Origin of the sequence: Bacillus sp. JH7 (assembly GCF_001563515.1) — a bacterium.
GTDB classification, from domain to species: domain Bacteria; phylum Bacillota; class Bacilli; order Bacillales; family Bacillaceae_G; genus Bacillus_A; species Bacillus_A cereus.
The window spans coordinates 722,224-748,298 of record NZ_LPUS01000001.1 but is presented as its reverse complement, the minus strand read 5'-3'; the positions used below and the strand labels follow the sequence as shown (position 1 = coordinate 748,298).

Below are 26,075 nucleotides of genomic sequence, written 5' to 3'. Positions count from 1 at the left end.
TAATTACTTCCCTTCCTTCATATGAATTCCTAAACGAACCGTATCATATACATGTAAATCTTCATTCATCACAACAAAGTCTGCATCTTTTCCTACCGCTAATGCACCTTTATTATTTAATCCAAACTCTTCTGCTTGGTTAACTGATGTCATCAGTACTGCATCTTCGATTGAACAACCTGTAAATTCAATTACATTTCGGAAAGCTTGATCCATTTTTAAAATACTACCAGCTAATGTTCCATCTTCTAATCGAGCACTACCATCTTTTACATGTACTGGCTGTCCGCCAAGCTCATATAATCCATCTTCAAGACCCTTTGCACGCATTGCGTCAGTGATAACACTTACTTTTTTTGGTCCTTTTAACTTATATGCTAATTTCACCATATCAGGGTGAATATGAATGCCATCTGTAATTACTTCAACCATTACATCTGGATTTAATAACACATGACCAACAACTCCTGGTTCACGGTGATGTAATCCACGCATTTGATTGTATAAATGTGTCGCATGTGTAATCTTTCTATTTTTTAGTTGCGCATCAATTGCATCTGTATGCCCCATTGTGCCAACTACACCAGTTTCAGCAAGATATTGTTCAAACTCTAACGCTCCCTCTTCTTCTGGTGCATATGTTACTAATTTAATTAAATTCCCACTTGCTTCTTGCCATTGTTTAAATTGCTCAATATTTGCAGGAACGATATGTTCAAGTGGTTGTGCACCTGCACGTTTCTTTGAAACATAAGGTCCTTCTAAGTGAATATATTCGAAATGCGCTCCTTTTTCTTTTGCTTCTTTTGCAGCAGTTAACGCTGCTTCAATTGCCTCTGGAGCTTGTGTCATTGTTGTTGGGAAGTAAGTTGTAACCCCTTCTTTTAACATTTCTTTACCTAGAGTTACTAACCCATCGCTATTTGCATCCATCGCATCAATATCGTATCCACCATGAATATGAACATCGATCATACCTGGAATTACAATCTTCCCTGTAGCATCAAAAACAGTTTCATTTTCTTGTGGTACATATTGAGCCATCAAACCAATTTCTTTAATGGTTTCTGCGTAACGAATAAATCCGTTTTCCACTATTTCTTGACCTGTGTAAATTTTGGCATTGATGACAATTTGCGTTTTCATTTTCATCGATCCTTTCCCATGAATTACCTACTTGTTATTATTACCTTATTCGCCTAGTTCCATCTTAATATACGCACGAGTAGTTGTCTATACATTCTAATGAAATTTCCTTTTTATTCAACAGAAAAGGAAATTTCTTACGTCTCTTATAATTATAATATATATTATTCATTTTTCCAAAAAGGGACAGTATCGCCCCCTAATCTAGAAATCACTTCAATAATGGCATTAACCCGCTAGATTCTAACATAATATGTTCACCATCTGTTTCCATTTCTACTGTACGTTTATTCGTTCTATATACCATTATACCGTGCCTTTTTAAGCGTTTCACTACACTTTGGTGAGGATGTCCATACGGATTACTACTCCCGTACGACAAAATAGCAAACTGCGGTTCCACTTTTTTTATAAACGTTTCACTTGTTGAAGTATATGAGCCGTGATGCCCCACTTTTAACACATCTGCATGGACATCAAATTGTTTTAATATTTCATGTTCTGTCCGTACATCCGCGTCACCCATTAATAAAAAATCCGCTTTTCCATATCGCACCTTTAAAACAATTGAGGATTCATTATTTTCATCTTTTGATTTCCCGTTGTTTAATACTTGTATAGAAACATGTGGATCCAGCGGTATATATTGTCCTTCCTTTACTGAAACGAAAGGTATCCCTCTTTTTTTAATATTATTCCGATACGTATGATAAGTAAGAGAACTATATGTTTTTCCGCTATCTAATATAAGCGATACCGGCATTTGCTCTACAATTGGAATTAACCCCCCTATGTGATCCATATCGGGATGCGTACTGACAATTACATCTAAATGATTAATCCCTTTCTCAATTAATTTCTGAATAATAACCTCTCCTGCTTCATAAGGTCCTCCATCAATTAACATTGTTTGTCCATTTGGCATTATAATAAGTGTTGCGTCACCTTGCCCCACTTTTAAAAAGCTCACTTTCATTTTACTAAGATGTTGCCGATGCATATGTAAAGGAGACGTAGTATGAATGGACATCATATACCTTTTAGCTGATGCGCTATTTAAAGAAAAACATAATAAAACAGAAACTAATAATAAAATAATCCGCATACCTCTCATAACTCGTCTCCTTTTTTCATTTAGTATGGCACTGTAAATAATTGATATACAAAAAAAGCTTAGCAAAATGCTAAGCTTTTATTTCGATATCTCTTGTAAGGAACCGAAGAATAAATCTGCTTCATTCATTTGTTCATTCTCTTCAGAAAGCAGTGGTAAATCATCTAATGTTTTCAATCCAAATGTGTCCAAAAATTCTTTTGTTGTTCCGTATAAAATAGGACGCCCTGGTCCTTCTGCTCTTCCCATTTCTTTTATAAGTAAATGTGAAACCAACGTTTGTAACGCCTTATCGGTTTTAACTCCTCTAATCTCTTCCATTTCAGTCCTTGTGATTGGTTGGCGATATGCAACAATCGCTAAAGTTTCGAGGGCAGCTTGTGAGAGTGAAGCAGCTGTTGGTGTATCTATTAATTTTTGATAATATGAAGCATGTTCTTTCTTTGTAGCAAAACGATATACTTTTGCATACTGTACAATTTGCAAACCACGGTTTGCACCTTCACATTCTTGTTGCATTTCTTCTAAAATATTAATTACTTCATTCATTTCAATTTCAAGAACTTTTGCTATTTGTTCTGGATAAATCCCTTCATCACCAGAAACAAATAAAAGGCCTTCAATAATTGACTTTTGTTCTTTCCTATCCATTTCACGAGCTCCTTCCTTCTATTTTCCCATAAAAATACACATCAAAAAACCGAATCACAATTAATGCGTTCGGTTCAATATTTTTTCTCTTGTTCCAAACGATACATTAAAACATAGCATGAGATAAAATGTTTCTATCCCATTTTCACATACTTGCTCTATGCAGATTTATTAGAGCTTGATACGAAAATTTCATCAAAATTATGTTCTTGCTCAATTATGATTTGTTGATTTTTCATAAGTTCCAGAACTGCTAAAAATGTTACAACCATTATTTCACGTTCATCATCAACAAACAAATCATAAAAACTTTGGCGACCACCCTTTATTTTTAACTGCTTTAAAATATCAGTCATTCGCTGTTCAATTGGTATTTCTTGACGAGTAATACGTGTTGTTACAGGTTTTTTTGCCTTTTTACGGCGCATTAATTTTTGAAATGCTGCTAGCATATCATATAACGTAACATCAAGAGGTAAGCTTGTCTCCTCTTCTTGTTGCAACGATGTAAAGTCAATTGGTGGACGTGTATATAGCTGTGCTCTTTCTTGTTCTCTTTCTTTTAACTCAGTAGCAACTTGCTTATATTTCTTATATTCAATTAACCTCTCCATCAATTCTTGACGAGGATCATCTATAAAATCATCACCGTTATCAAGTACATCTTCTTCATGTTTCGGCAACAACATCTTACTTTTAATTTGTAATAACGTTGCAGCCATTACTAAATACTCACTTGCAACATCTAATTGAAGTTCTTTCATCGTATGCACATAAGATAAATATTGCTCTGTAATATCTGCTACAGGAATATTATATATATCAATTTCATAACGATGTATTAAATGTAACAATAGATCTAACGGCCCTTCAAAAGCCTCTACTTTAAAATTATATTGCACAAAGCATCCCACCACATTTTTTCTATAACAACATAAGTATAGAGCATACTCATGTTCTATCCAACCTTTTTAAGAAATTTAATTAAAAATAGACCGATGCCTATGTCATCATGCCCACCACTTCATATGATAACAGTGTAGTAAGAACAATGTAGGAGGTCAAAAAACTATGGGTCACGTTGATTGTGGTTTTAGCGGTGGGTTCGCATTACTTGTTGTACTGTTTATTTTACTAATTATTGTAGGAGCAGCTTGCTTCTGCTAATATGAACAATAACGGCTAGGGGGAAACCTCCTAGTCGTTTATTGTTCATATTTCTATGATACACTTATATGTATAACCGTTAGATAGGAGCGAGAAAACATGTATCCTACCGAATACATACAATTTTTAATTCATTTCCATGGAGATTATGACTATTTTGAATGCCACGAAATACTAGAAGAGTATTGGAAAACAAAACCAAGAGGTAATCGTGATCATTACTTAGTTGGTCTCATTCAAATCGCAGTTTCTTTATACCACCAAAGACGTGCTAATTGGAATGGTTCCACAAAAATGATGAAAAGCGCAATCACAATTTTAGAAAAAAGCGGTGTGCCTTTACAACGTTTAGGAATTAATCAAGTACAACTTCTTTCCTTGCTCAATGAAAGATTGCAATCTATCCATAAAAAAGAACGTTTTGTACCTTTATTTTTACCCTTATCAGATCCATCGTTAGAGAAGCAGTGCATAAAGTTATGTCAAAAACAAAACCTCTCTTGGAAAGACTTGAATGCTATCCCAGGTGAATATATTATAAACAAGCACACTATGCGTGATCGCACAGAGGTCATTACTGAACGAAACGAACAATTACAAAAAAGAAAGCAGAGATAATAAACTACTTATCTCTGCTTTCACGAATGTATATTTTGTTCTAGCCCTTTACATTTTTCGCAAAAACTTGCCGTTTGCTCATTTCCGCAAATTGTAAACTCAAGAAATTTACTCTTTAACTCTTGAACCATCTTCGTCCCAATCCCCACATGACGGTGAGACGGGTTCACACTCAAATGCTGAATTTCTAATACTTGATTCTCTTTTTTTACAATCCCCATTATTCCAACAAAATCTTCATTTTCTTTCCACAAATACAATTGCCAATCATCTTTTGCTTCATATTCTTTCATTGTCAATTGTAATGTTTTCACATCTTTTTCAGTTGGCATAAACGAAAGAAGCCCCATTGCAATTTTTTCATAACTTTTTTTAAAACGAATTAACATAACCCTTATCCCTTCTTACAAAAGTTACAAACTAGTAATCCCCTCAATCACTCTTTTCATATCACATTCATTTTACAATATTTTCAACAGAGTGAGAAGAGTCTAAAACAACTTGATAATCATACAAAGCGAAAAGAAGAAAGTCAAATCTATGTTTCAGCACTATTCCTTTAATAAATAGAGTTAAAAAAAGAAAATTTTATATGGAATGGAAAGAAACATATCATTCAACAGCACTTCATTTATAGTTACCCTAAAGCAGCACAATTCTAGCAAAATTAATATAACAAAAAATATTTATTGAAACATATAATGTAATGTATTGTATGTAATTGGTTAAAGGTTTGTTCTCACAAGCAATATATTTTAGCAACAATACTACTTGTATGATGAGCTGTAGAAGAAGTACTCAATCTCATTAAAAATAAAAAAGAGAGCAAAAGCTCTCTTTTTCCTTACCTTATTCTTCCCAAACTTTAACTTCTTTCATTACATCGCCTTGACGCATTTTTAATACTGTTTCAATACCGCTTGTTGCTTTACCAAATACAGTATGAACACCATCTAAATGCGGTTGTGGCTCATGAACGATAAAGAATTGGCTACCGCCTGTGTTACGGCCAGCGTGAGCCATAGAAAGTGATCCTACAAGGTGTCTATGAGGGTTTCCATCAGTTTCACATGGAATAGAGTAACCTGGGCCACCTGCACCTGTACCTGTTGGGTCTCCACCTTGGCTTACGAAGCCAGGAATAACACGGTGGAATGTAACACCGTCATAAAATCCTTGCTCTGCTAATTTTTTAAAGTTTTCTACTGTTTTCGGTGCTTCTTCTGGGAAAAATTCCAAGTCGATTTTTTCACCGTTTTCCATTAATATGTATCCTAAAGTTTTCATGCGTATATGTCTCCTTTCAATTATCTCAGCACTATATTACCACATTCATGACTAGAAACAAAAAGAATCCGACAATCTAGATACTTCTTTTTTGAAATGTGGAAAAAGCTAGGTGACAAATAAGAAATATATACTATAATAACTTTGTTGCCCGAAAATTTTAGAAAGAGAAAGGGAGCGATTTTTCGTGAAAACGAAATTATTAGCTCTGCTATTAGCTGTAACGGTATTTATGATGCCAACAGCTTCATTTGCAGACATCATCGAGGGAGAATCAATTGTTACATTAGGAGAGAACTTATCCGAACAACAAAAACAAGATCTGTTAAAAGAAATGAAAGCACCAAAAGATGCTACAATTATCACTGTATCTAATGCGGAAGAACATAAATTTCTAGAAGGCATTGTTCCAAAAGCACAAATTGGTACGAGAGCAATTTCTTCTTCTATGATTACATACACAAAACCAGGATCTGGTCTTATTGTACGATCAAAGAACATTAACTGGGTAACAGATGCAATGTACACTAACGCTTTGATTACAGCAGGTGTAAAAGATGCAGAAATTCAAATTACTGCACCTTTTAAAGTTTCAGGAACTGCAGCTTTAACTGGATTAATGAAAGCATACGAAACTGCGTCCAATAAACAAATTCCTGAAGAAGTTAAAAAAGTAGCGAATGAAGAAATGGTACAAACAGCCCAGCTTGGTGATAAAATTGGTGAAGAAAAAGCAGTTCAACTTGTTGCAAAAATTAAAGAAGAAATTGCAAAAGAACAGCCAAAAACAACAGAAGATTTACGTTCATTAATTAAAAAAATTGCTGACCAACTCGGCATTACATTAACAGATGAACAGTTAGATAACTTAGTATCGTTATTTGATAAAATGAAGAATCTTAATATCGATTGGAATCAAGTTGGTAGTCAATTAAACAAAGCAAAAGAACATGTTTCTGCCTTTTTAGGATCTGAAGAAGGGCAAAGCTTTCTAGATAAAGTGAAAGATTTCTTCTCAAGTATCATTGATTTTGTTAAATCTTTATTCAAGTAAAAAAGAAGCCCGCCAATGACGGGCTTCTTTTTTATACAAGTAACGGTAATTTCATAACAGCCTCTTCAACCGAACGCACTATATGATTTGCTTTCTCCTTTACATATGGATGGGCATGATGAAGAGTAAATGAATGCGGGGTTACTTCAAACATAGAAATATCATTGAAAGAATCTCCAATACAAGCAACTTCATTTGCTTCAATTTGCAAATGATCCATTAGTCGCTTTAGAGCACTCCCCTTACTCACGCCTCTTGGCATAATATCAACATAGCGTTTACCTGATATAAAAACTTCCGCTTCGCCTTGAAACGTATCTCGTAGCTCTTGATCTAACGTCACAATTTTCTCTTCTTCTCCAAAAACAAACAATTTTGCAGGGTGTACAGTCTTACCAAACTCTTCTTCTAACGCTTCAATTTCAGCGATATGCACGCCCATATATGCTTCAAAATTATGGTGATGTTCATTCTTCCTTTTTGTATATCGCTGCTCATTTGCACAAACAATATCCGCTAGTCCTTTTTTATGTATATATCGATATATTTCCTGGGCAACCACATTTTCAAAACTCGATTCATGAAATAAATTTCCATCTGGAAGTAACATTGTCGCTCCATTTAAGCCAGTTGTGTAATATGGGAATGCAAACCTTTTTACAACTTCATCAATTCTGTGTGTAAAGCGGCCAGAGGCAAAACAAATATTTGTCCCTTTCTCAGCTAACCAACACAGCGCACGTTCATCTTCTTTTTGCATATGATTCACATCGTAAACGAGCGTGTCATCTAAATCACTTACAAATAATTTAATCATGTCCTCTTCCCCTTTCATACACAATATCTACTCTAAGTGTACACAAAAAATGTTTGATTTTTGTTAAAAAATAATAAATTTTTGCTAAAAAAAATAAACGGGTGTATAATCCCGTTTATTTTTGTCTTTTTACATTTTGAGGTCTTACAATACTTGGTCGTACTTTTAAACTAGACATCGTTGGACGGAGTAAAATTTTTGTTAACGCGCCCCAATCAAATGGTAAAAACGGCCATAAATAAGGTGTTTGTAAACTTTTTATAGACGTTAAAAATAAAATTAATATCGTCATACCAATTACAAATCCCATCTCATGGAAGAGACCTGTTAAAATAATAACAAACAATTTCCCAACCTTATTCCCTAATCCTAGTTCATAACTCGGTGTTGCATATGCACCAACCATCGAAACTGCTACATACAAAATTACTTCTGGCACAAACAAACCTACATCAATTGCAATTTGACCAATTAATATAGCGGAAATTAACCCTGCTGCAGACGATAACGGCGTTGGAGTATGAATGGCTGCCATCCTTAAAAACTCAAGTCCGACCTCTGCCATTAACACCTGTAATAAAATTGGTAAATGCGTCATCTTAGTCGGTCCAATAAAAGCAAGATTTGCTGGCAAAAGAGTTGGATCAAATACAAACACTAACCAAAATGGTAATAAAAATAACGAGAATATAACACCTAAAAAGCGCACCCAGCGTAAAAATGTACCGACAGCTGGATTTTGTCTAAACTCTTCCGCGTGCTGTAAATGATGAAAATATGTTGTCGGTGTAATCATAGCACTTGGCGATGTGTCAACAAGTACTAACACATGTCCTTCTAGTAGATGATTTGCTGCTACATCTGGCCTTTCTGTATATCGAATAAGTGGGAATGGGTTATAGCTTTGCTTTACAACAAATTCTTCTACTGTTTTATCCGCCATCGTAATTCCATCTACATCGATGTTATTTAATTCTTGTTTTATAATCTTTACTAAATCTGGATTTGCAACATCTTGAACGTATGTAATACAAATATCCGTTTGCGATCTATCTCCTACTCGAACCATTTCATTTCGAAGACGTGGATCTCGAATTCTCCTACGAATTAACGCTGTATTTACAACGATATTTTCAACAAATCCATCCCTCGCACCTCGTACTACCTTTTCGGTATCCGGTTCTGTCGGTGTTCGCCCTGGATAACTACGAACATCGATCGCGAACGCTTCCGTTTCACCTTCCACAAATATCACGATCAGTCCTGATAATACTTGGAGCATTACCTCATCCATCGTTTTCACTTTACTTACTTGTTGATGGATTAAGCGATTCTCTAAAAGCTTCACTGTATCTTCTTCTACATCCCTTATCTCATTTGTATCCACCGCTTCTTCTAAAATAGGGATAATATAATTTGTATCACAAAGTCCGTTTACAAATAACACACCAATTTCTTTATTCAAAATTTGAAATTTACGAATGCCGACATCGTATGTAACGCCTAGTCCAACTGTCTGCTTTAAATAATTTTCATTGTCACTTATGAAAGTTGATATAGGGATATCCACTTTTTTAGGCTTCGTCATAAAAACCACTCCTTTCCAAAATTAATTGAATTGCTTTCTTCGTAATAGGTGATCCCCTCTCCCATTCATCATTTCCACACATCTTACCAATGTCACCGACTCCAACAATGACAGGAACATTTAAATCGTCTAAACAATATATTGTATCTCCGCTAATCCTGCCAATTTCACCATCTGGAAGTCCAAATTTATCAACACCGTATTCGGTTAAATTCCCGTTCCGATCTACACTTACATCTACACGTGCCCATTCCCAATGATGCGTATTAGACGCTACTGCTAAAATACCGAGCACATCAATTTGTTTATGGGTAGCCACATATTTTAATGCCTTTTCACCAGATCCTTCTCCAATAAATCCACTGTCATCAAACATGACAAATACAGGGTCATATGGCGTTTGCATAATAAGCTCAACAACTTTTTTCCCTGTCAATTTGGTTGGATTACTTTGTGATGCTGAAATACACCTTCCCCCAAATTCCTTCGTTAAAAGCTCAATTGTCCGCTTTGCATATTCATCTCCATCTGTGACCAAAACAACCCTTCGTCTCATTTGATTTATCCTTTCGGTTTACATATAAGTGCTATAAAAAATGAAAACAATATCGCTGCGGAAATGCCCGCAGACGTTAAACTAAACATGCCAATACCAATTCCTAAATATCCATGTTTTTCTGCTGCATGCATTGCTCCGTGCAATAGTGAATGTCCAAAACTTGTGATAGGGACTGTCGCTCCAGCACCTGCAAATTTTATTAGTTTATCGTACAATCCAAATCCATCTAAAATTGCTCCGATGACTACAAAAGTTGCCATTAAATGAGCTGGTGTTAACTTTACGAAATCTAACAATAGTTGCCCAATTAAACAAATAGCTCCACCTACAAGAAATGCATATATAAAATCCACAATTCACTCTCCTTTAACTCTCTCAAATACGACACCATGTGCAATTGTTGGAATCGTTTCCTTCTGTTGCATCATCATCGGGCTTAATAATGCACCAGTCGCAACGACAAAAATTCGTTGTAAATTCCCTTTTTGCATCTCGTGTAATAAATGGCCATACGTAACAACTGCTGAACAAGCGCAACCACTACCACCTGCAAACACTTCTTCTTGACTTGATTCATAAATCATCAATCCACAATCATTGTATATATGCCCAAGATCATAACCTTCCTCAAGTAAAAGTTGTTTCGCAATCGGCGTCCCAACAGCTGATAAATCACCCGTAACAATCAAATCATAATCATCGGCACTTCTTCTTAAATCTTCAAAATGTTGTTGAATTGTATGAGCTGCTGCTGGAGCCATCGCTGCCCCCATATCCAAAGGATTTGTAATTCCTAAATCTTGCACTTTTCCGATTGTAGCTGACGTAATTTTAATTGCACTTTTTTCATTGCTAATTAATATAGATCCTGCACCAGTCACAGTTGAATTTGCTGTCCCTGGTTTTTGCCCACCGTACTCTGTTGGATAGCGAAATTGTCTTTCAGCCGTTGCATTATGACTGCTTACTGTAGCTAAGACACGATTTGCAAATCCACCGTCTATAAAAGCTGAGCCAACTGCTAAAGTCTCCATAGACGTTGCACAAGCGCTAAACATTCCTAAAAAAGGAATGCCCCACTTACGCGCAACATAATTTGCTGTCACTGTTTGATTTAATAAATCTCCCGCTAAAAAGAAATCAATTTGCGATGTTTTTATATTCCCTTTTTGCACTGCTTGTTGAATTGAGTCTGACATTAATCTTCGTTCGGCGAGCTCCCAATTTTCTTCTCCACAATGCAAGTCATCATATGAAATATCAAATTTTTTCCCAAGAGGGCCCTCAGCTTCTTTCGGACCGACAGCAGTACCCGTTGCATTCACATATATATCATTTTGAAATACCCACGTTTGTTTTCCGGTCAACCTCATACTAGCCCCTCCTTTAAGACATAAAAATTTTAAAGGTATACCTTATTAACCCAATGATATATGCACCAACAACCCCAAATACAATCACACTTCCTGCCAGTTTAAACATATTTGTAGCAATCCCTAGAACAACCCCTTCGCTCTTATGTTCTAAGGCAGCGCTCGCCATAGAATTTGCAAATCCTGTTACCGGTACCGCTGATCCTGCTCCAGCAAATTGACCGATTTTATCATATACACCACACCCTGTTAAAATCGCGGATAATAAAACAAGGGTTGCAACAGTTGGGTTTCCTGCCTCTTGTTCACTGAAGTGAAAATAATGTATATAAAATTTCATCAATACTTCCCCAACTGTGCAAATGAGTCCACCTACAAGAAATGCTTTGATACAATTTAGTAAATAGTTTGGCTTTGGATGATACTCCTTCACTTTATTTATGTAATCATCCTTCAATTTCTGACTTGTCATTTATATACTGCCTCCTACTTTACGAAATAAATCCAGTGAAACAACGATCCTATTACTTTCCCAAGTACAAGAGCAACGAGTAAAACAATAATCTTCCCCTCTACCCCTACTCGTTTCGCTAAAATAGGTAGAACATTTAACACCTCTGTTAATGCCGCAGCAAGCATTCCAATGAACGTGCCACAAAATATCCCTAATATAACGAGCCAATATTGCGACGTTTGAAATGTAATGTTTTTCAAACTGCACCAAGCCCCTGTTAAAGTACCTGCAATGACTGCCCACTCAAAATATTGAATATGCTTTCCACTTCTCGTTAATTGGGCTAAACGGGGGATTATACCAAGTACAGCTAAAAATGCGACATATCCGCTACCTACCGCAATCCCTCCAGCTAAACCAATTAAAATAACAAATCCAGACTCAATCATCGGTAAGTTGTTTCATATTATCCTTGTTTTCATTAACGATTACATACTGATCAAGTGACTGTTGGTATTGAAACATCTCAACTTCTAGCGGACTTGGCTCTTCATTAATTCGCTTTTGAAATACATGATTAAAGAATAAAACCATCCCTAAACCAAGACCTAAAGAATAAGGAATTTGAAATAAAAGTGGTTGCGCATTAAATTCTCCAGTAATCATGTAATATAACCGTTGATGTACTTGTTGCATACTTACATCTTCATGGAAATAAATGATCGCAAGGGCCGCTCCAATGAAAAGTAACAGCCATACAAGCCCGAAAAAAATTGGGTGCGCCTTCTTTTTTTCGTATATAATTTCAACAAGAGTTTGTCCAGAACCGAGTAAATTAATTTGTAGATGAGATGCTTTCTGTTGAATAATCTCAATTACTTTCATAACATCAATTACAACATGCGTCTTATCATGCGCTGTTATTTTGTAAACTATCTCATTTTGTAACAACTCAACTACGGAAGAATCTCCGGCAAGTTGAGCAACATCGCCCAGCTTTACTTCATAAGTAGGAGAAACTTTTAAACGATTGCGCATTTTAATATAAATCGTTTGTTCCAACTTTCATTCACCCCTTCACTCTTCCTCGTAGTTGTAGTATGGTTATTGAATTTTTTTCTAATACAATTTTTTCATAAAAAAAACATCTGCACCATTTCGGTACAGATGTTTTTTACTTATGCCTTTTTCTTAAATAAGTTTGCAATACTTAATGCAAGCCCTCCCCAAATGACTACTATTCCAATAACCATCATCATAATTGCTGATCCACTCATTATGAAACACCTCGATCTTTCCATTCTTTTTCAAGCTTGGCAGAATCCGAATGTATTTGTGCATTCCATTTCTTTAGACTAATAATTAGCGCAACGATAAGGAAGGCTGCTGCTATCGACCAACCATACGTTACAACAAACTCAGTCGGATAATCTCCATAATTCTTTTTAATGTTTTGGATTGTACCATCAATTAGCATATACCCTAACATAAGCGGAGTAATAACGAGTAAACTTACTCTCCAAAACGTTCCTAATTTAATATCAGATACAAAGTTTGCATGATTTTGATAAACTGGTAAACGACGTAAAATGAGCCCTATCGTCACTACTTCCGCAAGTGCAATTGTAATTAATCCGAAATTATTAGCGAAATAGTCGACAACATCTAAGAACATAAGCCCACCACGTGTTGCAAATACAAGAGAAACTAACACGAGAAGGGTTCCCATAATTCCAATGGTTTTTTCCCGACTTAAACTGAATTTTTCAGATACAGCGGCAAAACATACTTCCGCGAGTGAAATAAGTGATGTGATTCCAGCAACCGTTAACGATAAGAAAAATAATACACCAAACAACGGTGACATCGGCAATTCATTAATAATTTGCGGAAATACTACGAACGCAAGCCCAACGCCAGCACTTGCTACTTTATCAACCGGTACTCCCATATTATTCGCCATAAATCCAAGAGCTGCAAAGACCCCAATACCTGCTAATAATTCAAATCCTGAGTTTGCAAATCCAGTAATAAAGGCATTATTTGTTGTATCCGAGTTTTTCGGTAAATAACTAGAATACGTAATCATAATTCCAAATGCTAAAGATAAACTAAAGAATATTTGACCATAAGCAGCAAGCCATACTTTCCCATCAAAAATACGACTCCAATCTGGTTTAAAGAATGCATCTAGTCCTTGCATAGCACCTTCCATCGTCACTGCACGAACGACGATAATAAGGAACATAACAACTAATAAAGGAATAAATATACGGTTAACAACTTCTATTCCTTTTTTAACTCCTTTAAATGCAACGCCAAGCACAATAATCCAAACGAGAGCTAATGGAATTAATACTTCCGGTACAAGTCCTCCAAATTGCCCTGGCTTATCTGCAACATGTAAGTACTCTTTAAATAAAAATGATTGCGTGTCTTTTCCCCATGCTCCAGTAATTGCAAAGTATGTATACGATATAGACCAAGCAATAATCACTGCATAATATGTTGAAACGATAAATGTTACGCACATTTGCCACCATCCAATAAATTCGGCACGCGGGCTAATACGGAAAAATGTAAGTGGTGCTGAACCACGATGACGATGACCAAGGGCAAACTCAAACGCTAACAATGAAATACCAGTCGTTAATAATGCAAATAAGTACGGTAAAAAGAATGCTCCTCCTCCATTTTCATACGCTGTATAAGGAAAACGCCATATGTTTCCTAATCCAACGGCAGATCCGACCGCTGCAAAAATAAATCCAGCTCTCGTTCCCCATTGTTGCCTCGTTTCCATGTTTCCTTCCCCCTTTATGACAAGTTCATACTTGGATTATATTTTAAATTGACTAAATTATCAATAAATTCTGTTAATTTTTGCGAAAATTAACATCTCTCTCCTATTAACGGCATAAAAAAATCGAATAGACAATTATTCGTCTATTCGATCTTTCATCTGTTTTAATATTTTCTTTTCAAGTCTTGAAACTTGTACTTGCGAAATGCCTATGCGCTCTGCTACTTCTGACTGTGTTTGATCTTTATAGTAACGCAAGTATACAATTAAGCGCTCTCGTTCATCTAGTTCTCTAATCGCTTCTTTTAAAGCAATTTTATCGAACCATTTCGCTTCAGATTGATCTGCAATTTGATCTAAAATAGTGATTGGATCTCCATCGTTTTCATATACAGTTTCATGTATAGACGAAGGGGCCCGGCTCGCTTCTTGTGCTAGAACAACTTCCTCTGGCGTTAGTTCTAGTGCCTCTGCCACTTCATTAATCGTTGGAGCCCTTCCGAATTCTTTCGAAAGCTCATCTCTCATCTTTCGAATTTTGTTTCCTGTTTCTTTTAAAGACCTACTAACTTTCACTGATCCATCATCACGTAAGAAACGTTGTATTTCACCAATAATCATTGGAACTGCATATGTTGAAAATTTCACGTCGAAAGATAAATCAAATTTATCTACCGATTTCAAGAGCCCAATACATCCAATTTGAAATAGGTCGTCTGGTTCGTATCCTCGATTAAGAAACCGCTGTACAACCGACCAAACGAGGCGCATATTACTTTGAACGATTGTATCTCTCGCTTGTTGATCTCCATCTTGACTTTTTTGAATTAACGCTTTTAGCTCGTGGTCCTTTAACTGAGGTTTCTTCTTCTCATTTTTGACCTCTATGTCCATAGGCTATTCTCCTTAATTGCATAGAGCGTTACTATTTGATAAGTATTTTGTCAAATGGATTGTTGTCCCGAAAGATTCGTTTGAAATAACTTCTACTTCATCCATAAAATTTTCCATGATAGTAAATCCCATTCCGGAACGCTCTAATTCAGGTTTAGTTGTAAAAAGGGGTTGTCTCGCTTCATCTAAGTTAAAGATTCCAATCCCTTCATCTCGAATCGTGAGTTTCACCATTGCTTCTTCCAAAATTACAGAAATATAAACAATACCTTCTGCATTTCCTTCGTATCCATGAATAATTGCATTTGTAACCGCTTCTGACACAACTGTTTTAATCTCCGTTAATTCTTCCATCGTTGGATCTAGTTGTGCAATGAAAGCCGCTACTGTAACGCGAGCGAACGATTCATTTTGACTTAATGCTGAAAATTGAAGGTTCATTTCATTTCTCATCTATGCCACCCCCAACGTCGCGAGCGCGTGCGCTTCACTTTCTTCTAAGCGAACGATTTTGAATAAGCCCGACATTTCAAATAAACGCTTAACAGGCGGTGAAATTGCACAAACAACCATTTCTCCACCTAATCCCTTTACGTGTTTATATCGGCCTAATATAACACCTAGACCAGAACTATCCATAAAAGATAAGTTCTCTAGGCTCAAAACAATATGATGAACACCATGTGTCTCAATCATATCTGTTACTTTCGTTCGCAACTCTTCAGCCGTATGATGATCTAATTCACCCTCTAGTCTCACACATAGGACGTCACGTTTTACTTCTAATTGCATGGAAAGACTCACACGATTTCCTCCTTATGCTCAAACTTTACTTATTCACATACATAAAGATTTTCGTGATACAAAATAAGAATCCTTCCTGCTGACAAAAGAAGAACTATTTCGTCATAAAGTGAAACCTTTCAGCATTATTCACTTACATACGAATAGAAAAGCGGCAAAATATTTGCCGCTATTTTGATGTTGAAAACATCCCAAAACTTCTTTTAAATAACTCCCACCAGCTCGCTGCAGCAACATCTTCTTTTGCTACAATTGTTTGTTTTAATAAAACATCTTTATCTTTTTTAATAACAAGTGTACCAAGCGCGTCACCTTTTTTAATCGGTGCTTTTACTTTCTTTTCAGCAATTACTTCTTGTTTTACCTTGTCCATATTCTCGCCCTTCTTCATAAGAAGAGAAACATTATCTGATGCAACTAAATCTACTTTTTCTTTTTTCCCTTTCCCTACTTGAACTGTCTTAATTTTTTCGCCGCGCGTATACAATTTCTTTGTCATATATTGACCAAATGCGTAGTCAAGAAGCTTCGTCACTTGGTTGTTCCGTTCTTTTGATGTTGGTGCTCCCATGACAACTGAAATGACACGCATGCCATTTTTTTCAGCCGATGCTGTTAAACAATATTTCGCTTCTGTCGTAAAACCTGTTTTTACTCCATCTACGCCAGGATAAAAACGTACTAGCTTATTCGTATTAACGAGCCAAAACTTTTTATCCGTATCTTCACGTAAATAATCTTCGTACTTACCTGTGTATTTACGAATAAGTGGATACTTCATCAATTCTCTCGCCATTATAGCCATATCATTTGCTGTCGAATAATGGTCTTTGGCCGGAAGACCTGTTGGGTTTTGAAAATGTGTATTTTTCAGCCCTAGATCTTTCGCCTTTTTGTTCATCATATTTACAAATCCTTCTTCTGAACCTGCGATATGCTCGGCTACTGCAACAGATGCGTCATTTCCAGATGCAATTGCAATACCCTTTAACATCTCGTTTACAGTCATCTCTTCCCCAGGTTCTAAAAAGATTTGCGATCCACCCATTGAAGCTGCATGTTCGCTCGCTCTAACTTTATCGGTCAGTTTTAGTTTTCCTTTTTCAACTTGTTCCATAATTAAAAGCATTGTCATAATCTTTGTCATACTAGCAGGTGGTAATTTTTCATTTGGGTTTTTATCAAATAAAACTTTACCTGTATCTTGCTCAATTACGATTGCTGACGACGCTTGTTCCGCTAACTTCGGTGTTGTTTCTTCTGTTTTCTCCTGCTTCGTTTTCTCAGATTGTGCGAAACTCACTGAAGTTCCAGAAAGCAATAACATGAAACAAACAAGTATTCCAAAAACTCGCTTCATGACTAACCCTCCATTCTATATCAGACCTATTTTTTCCAATTTACCTTTTTTTAATACCAAATTTTTCTAACATTTTCAGTTGACAAATACATTCGTCCCCTATATTGTATTAAGTGTATTACATACAGTAGTACACTTAATACATATGAGGAAGGAGACATTGCTCTTGCATATTCAACTTGACCCAAGAAGCAACACTCCGATATGGGAACAAATTGTTCAAAATATAAAAGAACTCGTATTGAAAAACATGTTGGCTCCAAGTGATAAACTTCCTTCTGTACGCGAACTCGCTTCTTTACTCGTTATAAATCCAAATACAGTGAGTAAAGCGTATCAAGAGTTAGAGCGACAAGGAATTATTGAAACGTTACGAGGAAAAGGAACATTTGTATCCCAATCGATTACCCCAACATTAGACGAAAGGAAAATCGCTATGGTTGAAAAGCAATTTCATCAATTACTATTAGAAGCCTCTTATCTTGGTATTACGAAAGATAAAATTCATGATTGGATAGATTCATACTATAAAGAGATTGGAGGGAATACGGATGTTGAAAGTGACAAACTTGAAGAAAACAATTGATAATCAAACAATTTTAGACGATGTTTCTTTCACATTGCAAAGAGGGAGTATCATCGGATTACTCGGAAGAAACGGTGCGGGGAAAACAACTTTATTGCGAACGATGGTCGGTATTTTAGACCCAGACGAGGGAACTGTTACATATGAAGATACAAACATTCATCAGTTTCCTGAAATAAAGCAAAGAATTGTATATGTTCCTGATTCTACTAATATACTGAACGGCTATACGATAAAAGAAATCGTAAAGTTTTATAAAGAAGTTTATACCGCATTTGATGAAACACATTTCTATGAACTGTTAGAACGTTTTAACTTACCAAATAAACGAATTCGTAGTTATTCAAAAGGAATGAAAGCACTGCTCGCCATCATTTTAGCCGTTTCTACAAAGGCAGAATATATCATTTTAGATGAACCGACAAATGGACTTGATCCTATCGTGAAAAGGAAAATTTTACAGTTTCTCGTTGGAGAAGTTGCAGAAAAAGAGATTACCATTTTCATCTCCACTCACCATTTAGATGAAGTAGAACAAATTGCAGATACAATTATTATATTAAAAGGCCATACTATCTCGTCTATTACATCACTAGACGATGCAAAATCACGATTTGCTAAAATACAAGTTGCTTATGAACGTTCACTACCTCAAAAACTAGAAAACTTAAGCAATATTAAAATATTAAATCAAACAGGAAAAGTATATACAATCTTAATTGAGGGAAATGTGGCAGCTACATTAGAAAAGTTTCATAAAGAACAGCCACTGCTCATTGAAGAATTAGCCATGTCGCTCGAAGATATTTTTATCACAACGTTTGAGGAGGATTCGCATGTTTCATAAAGCTTTATGGATAAGGCAATGGAAGCAAGGAAAATATATAATTCTATTATTTTGGTTAACTAGTTTATATCAACTACCTTATAAATATTATCAAGAAGCGCAAATGCAACTAAAACTATCAAAAATGAAGTTTGGTGACTATGCATATTACTACTCCTACTATTTTCAGACATCTGATGGTGCCGTCTTCTTTCAAGGAGCTACTCTAATTGCACTCGCTTGTCTTTTAATTGGATGGGAACGTAATAATCAATCAACTGATTTTCTATTCTCGATGCCTTTTAAACGAAAGGATATTTTTTTAACAAAATGGTGGCTTGGTGTTTTGAATATTATTACAGTACAAATTGTTTGCTGGATTAGCATGTACGGAATAAAGAACATGTCGTTTCACAATGAGTATCAAACCTTCGCTCCGTTCTATAGTTACTTTCTATATGCTACCGTTGTACTTATCGCTATTTATACATTCGCCTTATTTATCGGGACTCTTACTGGACATATATTTTCTCAAAGTATTTTAACTATCATTCTATTATTTTTACCATACGGTTTTGGATTGTTAATTTCCGGATTCATTTATTCACACACACAATGGTCTGTAGATGCAATGGGAGAAATAGAGCACCATACTCATGAGTACTTACAACATATAGGTATCATTTCACCATTAGAATATTTTTCTATTACTTATGATTACCACCCGATAGAAACATTTGATGACTATGGCAATAAACTTCCCAGTGTATCACAGGACAATCCTACGGAGCGTATTTCTGTACCTTCTCCTTGGACACTATTAACACCATTTGCTTACATCATTACCTTTTTATCAATAGCAACCTTTCTATACACACGTACACCGAACGAACAAAGTGGAAAAATACTATTGTTTCCTAACTTGCAAAAATGGTTCATAATTTGCACTGTTCTATGCTTCGGACTACTTGGTGGTAGAATATTAGGCGGACGAGATGCACTTCTGTCTTATTATGTTGGATTTTTCCTATTCGCTACCATAAGTTACTTCATTTTTACACGTCTATTAAAATTGAAGTTTGCTTTTGTAGGGAAATAAATATGCATTAAGGTGGTGGATACATGTTTCCAAAAGCATCATAGATGTGAAACTATAAACACGGAACAATGGCATTAATAGAAGCTGACAAAAGAAAGATGTTATGAATTATTTAACTCTTATATGAACTAAATAAAAAGGCATTGCACAAGAGCAATGCTTTTTATTATATATGTCCCTATCTAAATAAAGAGGTTATTTCACATTCTCTCTCCTATCCCCATACACCATCTCTTCTTTCATCCCAAATCCATCACCATTTTGCACAATTTGCTCTGTCGGTGCAACTACACTTTCAGCAATTTTCCATTCCCCACGCTCTTTCACAAATACTTGTAGAAAATAGTTCATGCCATCTAGTTGATATGCATTTTCTTTTTTCACATTATAGTGAATCGCAATGTAGTATACTTGAATGTTTTCTTTTCCTGCTTTTGATACGTATTGCGATAATCTCGGTATATAGAGGGCCGCTTTCTGAAAAGGTAGTTGTTTCGCTTTAACAAGCGATGAACTTGTTACATTACGTAATGTGTCCTGATTACGAATATTATCGCTATGGTGGAATAATACTGCGTTTTGCATAGAACGAACCCATAATTTCGAATATAAGACTGTATTATCGTTTTCAATGTACTTCACTTCTTTTCGTACCACTTGGATAGGTGTATCTGCGTACGTGAATGTTTGAAAATAGAAAAAACCACCAAATAAAATGGTAAGTGCAGCAATATATTTCATAATCTTTCCTCCGATCTTTTAATTAAAGTATCGGAGTTTCAAAATATTTTTATTCAAAAGAAAAAGGATAGGAATGCTTTCGCTTCCTATCCTCATTTATTATAATACGCGGCCAAATAGTTCTAAGACCATTTCTATTTCTTGGTCGCTCCAACCTTTAAATCTCTCTTTATAATATTCTTTACGCACAGCTTCAAGTTTTTCAGTTACTTCTCTTCCGTGCTCTGTAATTTCTAAGTACACGATTCGACGATCTGAATTAGAACGTTTTCTTTCTACTAATCCTTTTCGTACGAGACGATCTGTAACAGCTGTAATATGACTGGAGGTTACGTTTACTTCACTCGCAATTTGCGAAGCCATCTGTGGACTCTTTAAAAATAACGCACGTAATACAGAAAATTCATTATATGGCATATGTTCTGCAAAACGTGTATTAATATCATTTTGTAATAAACGTATCATTTTTCGAAATGATGCAGATAAATCTAAAATCAGCGTTTCTCTTTTTTCGTTCAATAGCCTCGTCCCTTTTTTATCATATTTACACATATTATAATCTATAAATACCTATGTTGTACATGCTTTCTTTCCTCAACATTCTCATTTCTGTAACTTTTTTCATATAAATTTCTTTTTTGTTCACACATATACATATAAAAAGGATGGTGATGGAAAATGCAGGGTGGAATGAATCCTTATTTACACAACGTACGCACAACTAATACTGGTAAAGAAGCTACTATTACTGTACAAGGCGAAGGCGTTGTCAAAGCAAAACCGAATGTTGTCATATTAACGCTTGGCATTCGAACAGATGATAAAAATGTAAAACAGGCTCAAGAAGAAAATGCAGTGCAATCCAAACAATTGCTGGATGCACTTAAACAGCTTGGTATTGCCGATAAAGATATAGAAACGATTTCTTATACGATTACTCCTCAATACGAATATGTAAATGATAAAGCATTGCTACAAGGATACCGTGTGGAGCATTTGTATGAAATTACCGTTTTAAATGTACAAAAAGCTGGGGAAGTATATGATATAGCCGTTTCAAATGGCGCAAATGTAGCAAAAGGGTTACGTTTCCGAGTATCTCATCCAAATAAATATTATGAGCAAGCTCTCATTCAAGCTCTGCACCAAGCAGTAGAAAAAGCTCGTGCTATTGCGAGTACATATAATTTAAATATTAATCCTGTTCCCCTCTCATTCGTTGAAGAATCTGCCCAATTACCACGGGAGGTTACGTCTTATGCTACTTTACATGCGCAAGCGGCCCCACCCATTCAATCGGGTGAATTAGAAATCATTTCATCCATACGGGCTATTTTTACGTATTTATAACGAATTCTCTTTACAAGTAAACGTTATCATTTTACTTGTTGTAAAAACATGATGTTCTGATATAATAAAGAACGGTGAGCTCTTACAAAAGAGATATCACGGGTGGGAGAGGGATATGAAAAAGAAGGTTTAACATGAAAGGAATACTTGAAAGAACATTTAAATTAGGTTTACACGAAACATCACCAAAACAAGAAGTTTTAGCTGGAGTTACGTCATTTTTCACAATCGTATATATTATGATTGTAAATGCGTCAATCTTATCAGATGCTGGCATTCCTCTTGAAGCTGGAATTTTAGCAACTGTTTTTAGTTCATTTGTCGGATGTCTACTCATGGCATTTTGGGCAAATGCACCTGCTATTCTTGTCCCGGGTATGGGTGTAAATGCATTCTTCACGTACACAGCTGTGCATACGCTTGGACTAACTTGGCAAGAAGCATTGGCTGCTGTCTTTATCTCTGGTATTATTTTTGCAATTGCCGCTTTTACACCAATCGCTCGCGTGCTATCAGTATCAATTCCAAAGTCATTAAAGGAAGCGATTACTGTCGGCATCGGATTATTTTTAGCGTTTATCGGATTGCAAAAAGGTGGTTTAGTCGTTTCGAACCCAAATACTGCTGTGGCAATGGGGAAATTAAGTAATCCTGTCGTTCTTGCGACATTACTTACTCTTATCATTGCACTTGTATTATTTATTCGTAACGTACGTGGAAACTTTTTATGGACGATTGCAATAGGAACTGGTATCGCATGGCTATTTGGTCTTGTGGATACGAGTCAAGTGGGAAATAGTTCATTCTCATTCGCTAATTACGGTGATGTGTTTGGAGCTATGTCATTTGGGAAACTTTCTTCCTTACCATTTTGGATTGCAACATTCTCTTTAAGCATGGTGCTTATTTTTGAGAACATGGGACTTCTGCACGGTTTATTAGAAGATGATCGTAAATTCCCACGTGCTTACCAAGCCAATGCAATTTCAGCAATGACATGTGGTCTATTTGGCACAAGTCCTACCGTTTCAACAGTAGAAAGTGCCGCAGGTATTACTGCAGGTGGTAAGACAGGTCTGACGTCTATCGTTACTGGGTTGCTATTCTTTGCATCACTGTTTGCTCTTCCATTTGTCAAATTAATTCCTGATAGTGCCATTGCACCAATCTTAATTATTATTGGCGGTCTGATGATTACAAGCATTCAACAAATTCCTCTGAATGACTTTTCAGAAGGATTTCCAGCATTCTTAATTATCGTTATGATCCCGCTCACATATAGTATCGCTGATGGCATTGCGTTCGGATTTATTGCTTACCCTATCTTAAAAGTTGCTCTTGGAAAGCGTAAAGAAGTCGCACCATCTATGTATATCATTACATGCTTATTCTTAGCTATGTTTGTATTACATGCTATTGGTTAAAAAAACACCGAGGAAATCCTCGGTGTTTTTTTACTTAAACCATCCTTTTTTATAAAACCAGGCCATCATTCCGCCGCCAATTAGTGCCATAATAAGTAGACAAATAAAATAACTATATTGTCCACCAAGCTCTGGCATATGCGTAAAGTTCATTCCATATACTCCCGCAATAAATGTTAATGGCATGAAAATAGTCGAGAATACAGTTAATGTTTTCATAATGTTATTCATATGATGTGAGTTTAATGAAAAATAACTATCCCGAATATCTGCTGTTAACTCTCGGCTTGCCTCAATCATTTCTGTTAGTTTAAGCAAATGATCATGTATATCTTTAAAGTAAATTTCATGATCGCTTATACCGTAAAAACGAGTCGAATTTAAAATACGATATAATAAATCACGCATCGGAATGATTGTACGCCTTAGCTTTGATAAATCTGTACGTATATCAAATACCTCTTCTAATACACTTCCTGCTGTCTCCCCCGTTAAATTATCATCAATTGCATTTAAATGATCCTCAATGTAATATACAGGCGCAAAATAGTCATCTACAATTTGGTCGATAATTGTATGAGCTACGTGTAAAGGACTATTTTTAATACGCTTCTTTTCTCCAAGTGTTTTCCATACTCTTTCGATTGCATTGTTATGAGAAAAGTGGAAAGAAACAATATAACGATCACTAATAAATAAATCGATTTCGTGCGGTTCTAGTCCATCTTCCCCAAATGCATGAAGTACTAAAAAGTTATATCCATCATAAAAATCAACTTTTGGCCTCTGTACATATTCTATACAGTCTTCAATTGCAAGGGGATGGAACTTAAAATGGTCTTGCAGAATATATGTATACTCTTCTTTCGTTGGCTTATATAAATCTAGCCAATACCATACAATATGGTCTTTCTTTGTTTCTTCTAGAGAAACATCATATAATACTTCATCTGTTTTTGTTACTGCACAAATTCTAATCATAATTTCACCCATTATTATTATAAACAAAAAATAGTAAAAAAAGCCAAGGAGAAATCTCCTCAGCTTTTTTATTACTTCGTTACGATACCGTGTACTAAAGTTGGTGCATCTACATGTTCTTTAGAAATCTTCATGTTCTCATAAATTTTCGCTTTTACATCTTCAACATTTTCGCGGTTTGCGTAAATTGTAACAAGGGATTCACCTTGCTTCACGCTATCGCCTACTTTTTTGCGCAGCATTAGACCAACTGCTAAATCAATTTCAGACTCTTTCGTTGCACGTCCTGCTCCTAAAAGCATTGCTGCTGTTCCGATTTCGTCTGCAACGATTTCTGATACATATCCGTCTTCTTTCGCTTCCACTTCAATTTTAAATTGTGCTTGTGGCAATTTAGAAGGATCATCAACAACAGATGCGTCGCCGCCTTGCGCTGATAAGAACGTTTTAAATGATTCTAGCGCTTTTCCGTTGTTCATTACTTCAATTAGCTTTTCACGTGCATCTTCTAAAGATGAAGCTTGTCCGGCAAGGTACACCATTTGACTTCCAAGTGTTAAACATAACTCTTCTAAATCTTTCGGCCCTTTACCTTGTAATGTATCAATTGCTTCTTGTACTTCTAGTGCATTACCAATAGCTTCACCAAGTGGTTGACTCATATCCGAAATAACTGCCATCGTGTTACGACCAACGTTATTACCGATACGTACCATTGCTTCTGCTAAACGTTTTGCATCTTCATCCGTTTTCATAAATGCACCTGCTCCAGTTTTTACATCAAGAACAATTGCATCTGCACCAGCAGCAATTTTTTTACTCATAATCGAACTTGCAATAAGCGGAATTGAGTTTACTGTTGCTGTTACATCACGAAGTGCATATAACTTTTTATCAGCAGGCGTTAAGTTACCACTTTGGCCGATAACTGCGATTTTGTTTTCATTTACAAGACGCATGAATTCATCGTTTTCAATTTCCACATGGAATCCTGGGACTGCTTCTAATTTATCAATTGTACCACCAGTATGTCCTAAACCGCGTCCAGACATTTTCGCTACTGGTACATCTAAAGCAGCTACTAATGGACCTAATACAAGTGTCGTTGTATCACCAACACCACCTGTTGAATGCTTATCTACTTTTACACCTTCAATAGCTGATAAGTCGATTGTATCACCGCTATTTACCATTGCCATCGTTAAATCAGCACGCTCTTGATCGTTCATATCTTGGAAGAAAATTGCCATTGCAAGTGAACTTACTTGATAATCAGGAATATCACCATTTGTATATCCTTCAACAATAAAATTAATTTCTTCTGTCGTTAATGCATGTCCGTCACGTTTTTTTGCAATTAGGTCCACCATTCTCATTGT

General features: G+C 35.8%; 32 protein-coding genes. 8 read left to right on the top strand and 24 right to left on the bottom strand.

Annotation, left to right across the window (positions count from 1 at the left end; all coding sequences use genetic code 11):
* Nucleotides 1-3 precede the first annotated feature (3 nt).
* The 4 genes from nagA to scpA all read right to left on the bottom strand — a co-directional run bounded on the left by nagA (nucleotide 4) and on the right by scpA (nucleotide 3,813).
* Entirely contained in the window at nucleotides 4-1,146 is a 1,143-nt protein-coding gene (gene nagA, locus AU379_RS04060; protein ID WP_001987227.1) for an N-acetylglucosamine-6-phosphate deacetylase, read from the bottom strand.
* A 211-nt stretch (nucleotides 1,147-1,357) separates the two neighbouring features.
* Nucleotides 1,358-2,260 (bottom strand): ComEC/Rec2 family competence protein, encoded by a 903-nt coding sequence (locus AU379_RS04055; protein WP_001214829.1) that lies wholly within the window; start codon nucleotides 2,258-2,260, stop codon nucleotides 1,358-1,360.
* 78 nt (nucleotides 2,261-2,338) lie between these two features.
* Nucleotides 2,339-2,911, bottom strand: coding sequence for a segregation/condensation protein ScpB (scpB, locus tag AU379_RS04050; RefSeq protein WP_000375170.1), 573 nt, complete (start codon nucleotides 2,909-2,911; stop codon nucleotides 2,339-2,341).
* 158 nt (nucleotides 2,912-3,069) lie between these two features.
* Nucleotides 3,070-3,813: a segregation/condensation protein A gene (gene scpA, locus AU379_RS04045; RefSeq protein WP_001199753.1), complete on the bottom strand. Its 744-nt coding sequence runs from the start codon at nucleotides 3,811-3,813 to the stop codon at nucleotides 3,070-3,072.
* 169 nt (nucleotides 3,814-3,982) lie between these two features.
* On the opposite strand from scpA, the gene AU379_RS28400 reads away from it, so the two are divergent.
* Both AU379_RS28400 and AU379_RS04040 read left to right on the top strand, forming a co-directional pair.
* A complete protein-coding gene (locus AU379_RS28400) occupies nucleotides 3,983-4,078 on the top strand; it encodes a YjcZ family sporulation protein (RefSeq protein WP_000510194.1) in 96 nt (31 codons plus the stop codon).
* 99 nt (nucleotides 4,079-4,177) lie between these two features.
* Nucleotides 4,178-4,696 carry a DUF309 domain-containing protein gene (locus tag AU379_RS04040; protein ID WP_000283594.1) on the top strand — a complete coding sequence of 173 codons (519 nt, stop codon included), beginning with the start codon at nucleotides 4,178-4,180 and terminating at the stop codon, nucleotides 4,694-4,696.
* Nucleotides 4,697-4,716: 20 nt separating this feature from the next.
* Here the strand turns inward: AU379_RS04040 and ribT are convergent, their stop codons facing one another.
* A complete protein-coding gene (gene ribT / locus AU379_RS04035; RefSeq protein WP_000908401.1) occupies nucleotides 4,717-5,085 on the bottom strand; it encodes a GNAT family N-acetyltransferase RibT in 369 nt (122 codons plus the stop codon).
* Nucleotides 5,086-5,545: 460 nt separating this feature from the next.
* A complete protein-coding gene (locus AU379_RS04030; protein WP_000853782.1) occupies nucleotides 5,546-5,983 on the bottom strand; it encodes a peptidylprolyl isomerase in 438 nt (145 codons plus the stop codon).
* A gap of 187 nt (nucleotides 5,984-6,170) precedes the next feature.
* Here AU379_RS04030 and AU379_RS04025 point away from each other — a divergent pair, with 187 nt between their 5' ends.
* Complete coding sequence (locus AU379_RS04025; protein WP_000850515.1) at nucleotides 6,171-7,037, top strand: DUF1002 domain-containing protein; 867 nt, start codon at nucleotides 6,171-6,173, stop codon at nucleotides 7,035-7,037.
* 31 nt (nucleotides 7,038-7,068) lie between these two features.
* Here the strand turns inward: AU379_RS04025 and AU379_RS04020 are convergent, their stop codons facing one another.
* The 14 genes from AU379_RS04020 to dacF form a co-directional block, all read right to left on the bottom strand.
* Nucleotides 7,069-7,872 (bottom strand): Cof-type HAD-IIB family hydrolase, encoded by an 804-nt coding sequence (locus tag AU379_RS04020; RefSeq protein WP_001987215.1) that lies wholly within the window; start codon nucleotides 7,870-7,872, stop codon nucleotides 7,069-7,071.
* Between the two features lie 97 nt (nucleotides 7,873-7,969).
* Nucleotides 7,970-9,442, bottom strand: a complete 1,473-nt coding sequence (gene spoVAF / locus AU379_RS04015; protein WP_000165596.1) for a spore germination protein SpoVAF — start codon at nucleotides 9,440-9,442, stop codon at nucleotides 7,970-7,972.
* A complete protein-coding gene (locus AU379_RS04010; RefSeq protein WP_001254415.1) occupies nucleotides 9,429-9,998 on the bottom strand; it encodes a stage V sporulation protein AE in 570 nt (189 codons plus the stop codon). The genes spoVAF and AU379_RS04010 overlap by 14 nt, the downstream gene beginning before the upstream one ends.
* A gap of 5 nt (nucleotides 9,999-10,003) precedes the next feature.
* The gene (gene spoVAE, locus AU379_RS04005; protein WP_000345904.1) at nucleotides 10,004-10,354 is read right to left on the bottom strand and encodes a stage V sporulation protein AE; all 351 of its coding nucleotides are present in this window, start codon (nucleotides 10,352-10,354) and stop codon (nucleotides 10,004-10,006) included.
* A 3-nt stretch (nucleotides 10,355-10,357) separates the two neighbouring features.
* Nucleotides 10,358-11,374 carry a stage V sporulation protein AD gene (gene spoVAD / locus AU379_RS04000; RefSeq protein ID WP_001241163.1) on the bottom strand — a complete coding sequence of 339 codons (1,017 nt, stop codon included), beginning with the start codon at nucleotides 11,372-11,374 and terminating at the stop codon, nucleotides 10,358-10,360.
* A 13-nt stretch (nucleotides 11,375-11,387) separates the two neighbouring features.
* Nucleotides 11,388-11,846 (bottom strand): stage V sporulation protein AC, encoded by a 459-nt coding sequence (gene spoVAC / locus AU379_RS03995; protein ID WP_000203810.1) that lies wholly within the window; start codon nucleotides 11,844-11,846, stop codon nucleotides 11,388-11,390.
* A 14-nt stretch (nucleotides 11,847-11,860) separates the two neighbouring features.
* A complete protein-coding gene (gene spoVAB, locus AU379_RS03990; protein ID WP_000572936.1) occupies nucleotides 11,861-12,277 on the bottom strand; it encodes a stage V sporulation protein SpoVAB in 417 nt (138 codons plus the stop codon).
* Nucleotides 12,270-12,890, bottom strand: a complete 621-nt coding sequence (locus tag AU379_RS03985) for a stage V sporulation protein AA (RefSeq protein ID WP_000438365.1) — start codon at nucleotides 12,888-12,890, stop codon at nucleotides 12,270-12,272. Before AU379_RS03985 ends, spoVAB begins: the two co-directional genes overlap by 8 nt.
* Before the next feature lie 116 nt (nucleotides 12,891-13,006).
* Nucleotides 13,007-13,105: a methionine/alanine import family NSS transporter small subunit gene (locus AU379_RS03980; RefSeq protein ID WP_000016826.1), complete on the bottom strand. Its 99-nt coding sequence runs from the start codon at nucleotides 13,103-13,105 to the stop codon at nucleotides 13,007-13,009.
* Nucleotides 13,105-14,631, bottom strand: coding sequence for a sodium-dependent transporter (locus AU379_RS03975; RefSeq protein WP_000450089.1), 1,527 nt, complete (start codon nucleotides 14,629-14,631; stop codon nucleotides 13,105-13,107). The genes AU379_RS03980 and AU379_RS03975 overlap by 1 nt, the downstream gene beginning before the upstream one ends.
* Nucleotides 14,632-14,766: 135 nt before the next feature.
* Nucleotides 14,767-15,525: an RNA polymerase sporulation sigma factor SigF gene (gene sigF, locus AU379_RS03970; protein ID WP_000350728.1), complete on the bottom strand. Its 759-nt coding sequence runs from the start codon at nucleotides 15,523-15,525 to the stop codon at nucleotides 14,767-14,769.
* A 12-nt stretch (nucleotides 15,526-15,537) separates the two neighbouring features.
* On the bottom strand, nucleotides 15,538-15,978 hold the full coding sequence (gene spoIIAB, locus AU379_RS03965; protein ID WP_001243398.1) for an anti-sigma F factor: 441 nt from the start codon (nucleotides 15,976-15,978) through the stop codon (nucleotides 15,538-15,540).
* Nucleotides 15,979-16,329 carry an anti-sigma F factor antagonist gene (spoIIAA, locus tag AU379_RS03960; RefSeq protein ID WP_000059135.1) on the bottom strand — a complete coding sequence of 117 codons (351 nt, stop codon included), beginning with the start codon at nucleotides 16,327-16,329 and terminating at the stop codon, nucleotides 15,979-15,981.
* Nucleotides 16,330-16,498: 169 nt separating this feature from the next.
* The gene (gene dacF / locus AU379_RS03955; protein WP_000831998.1) at nucleotides 16,499-17,689 is read right to left on the bottom strand and encodes a serine-type D-Ala-D-Ala carboxypeptidase DacF; all 1,191 of its coding nucleotides are present in this window, start codon (nucleotides 17,687-17,689) and stop codon (nucleotides 16,499-16,501) included.
* Between the two features lie 166 nt (nucleotides 17,690-17,855).
* Here dacF and AU379_RS03950 point away from each other — a divergent pair, with 166 nt between their 5' ends.
* Genes AU379_RS03950 through AU379_RS03940 form a run of 3 tightly spaced genes read left to right on the top strand, consistent with a single transcriptional unit; the run spans nucleotide 17,856 to nucleotide 20,200 of the window.
* Complete coding sequence (locus AU379_RS03950; protein WP_000548027.1) at nucleotides 17,856-18,275, top strand: GntR family transcriptional regulator; 420 nt, start codon at nucleotides 17,856-17,858, stop codon at nucleotides 18,273-18,275.
* On the top strand, nucleotides 18,241-19,122 hold the full coding sequence (locus tag AU379_RS03945) for an ABC transporter ATP-binding protein (protein WP_044584825.1): 882 nt from the start codon (nucleotides 18,241-18,243) through the stop codon (nucleotides 19,120-19,122). The genes AU379_RS03950 and AU379_RS03945 overlap by 35 nt, the downstream gene beginning before the upstream one ends.
* Nucleotides 19,112-20,200: an ABC-2 transporter permease gene (locus AU379_RS03940; RefSeq protein ID WP_044584826.1), complete on the top strand. Its 1,089-nt coding sequence runs from the start codon at nucleotides 19,112-19,114 to the stop codon at nucleotides 20,198-20,200. Before AU379_RS03945 ends, AU379_RS03940 begins: the two co-directional genes overlap by 11 nt.
* 195 nt (nucleotides 20,201-20,395) lie before the next feature.
* Here the strand turns inward: AU379_RS03940 and AU379_RS03935 are convergent, their stop codons facing one another.
* Both AU379_RS03935 and AU379_RS03930 read right to left on the bottom strand, forming a co-directional pair.
* Complete coding sequence (locus AU379_RS03935; protein WP_000873778.1) at nucleotides 20,396-20,941, bottom strand: hypothetical protein; 546 nt, start codon at nucleotides 20,939-20,941, stop codon at nucleotides 20,396-20,398.
* 99 nt (nucleotides 20,942-21,040) lie between these two features.
* Nucleotides 21,041-21,460: a MarR family transcriptional regulator gene (locus AU379_RS03930; RefSeq protein WP_001003305.1), complete on the bottom strand. Its 420-nt coding sequence runs from the start codon at nucleotides 21,458-21,460 to the stop codon at nucleotides 21,041-21,043.
* A gap of 159 nt (nucleotides 21,461-21,619) precedes the next feature.
* On the opposite strand from AU379_RS03930, the gene AU379_RS03925 reads away from it, so the two are divergent.
* Both AU379_RS03925 and AU379_RS03920 read left to right on the top strand, forming a co-directional pair.
* Entirely contained in the window at nucleotides 21,620-22,291 is a 672-nt protein-coding gene (locus AU379_RS03925; protein ID WP_001161465.1) for an SIMPL domain-containing protein, read from the top strand.
* 134 nt (nucleotides 22,292-22,425) lie between these two features.
* Nucleotides 22,426-23,715: an NCS2 family permease gene (locus tag AU379_RS03920; RefSeq protein ID WP_000676240.1), complete on the top strand. Its 1,290-nt coding sequence runs from the start codon at nucleotides 22,426-22,428 to the stop codon at nucleotides 23,713-23,715.
* Nucleotides 23,716-23,745: 30 nt separating this feature from the next.
* On the opposite strand, the gene corA is transcribed toward AU379_RS03920, so the two are convergent.
* The gene (corA, locus tag AU379_RS03915; RefSeq protein ID WP_002005674.1) at nucleotides 23,746-24,708 is read right to left on the bottom strand and encodes a magnesium/cobalt transporter CorA; all 963 of its coding nucleotides are present in this window, start codon (nucleotides 24,706-24,708) and stop codon (nucleotides 23,746-23,748) included.
* A 59-nt stretch (nucleotides 24,709-24,767) separates the two neighbouring features.
* Nucleotides 24,768-26,072 carry a pyrimidine-nucleoside phosphorylase gene (locus AU379_RS03910; RefSeq protein WP_001243069.1) on the bottom strand — a complete coding sequence of 435 codons (1,305 nt, stop codon included), beginning with the start codon at nucleotides 26,070-26,072 and terminating at the stop codon, nucleotides 24,768-24,770.
* Between the last annotated feature and the right edge of the window lie 3 nt (nucleotides 26,073-26,075).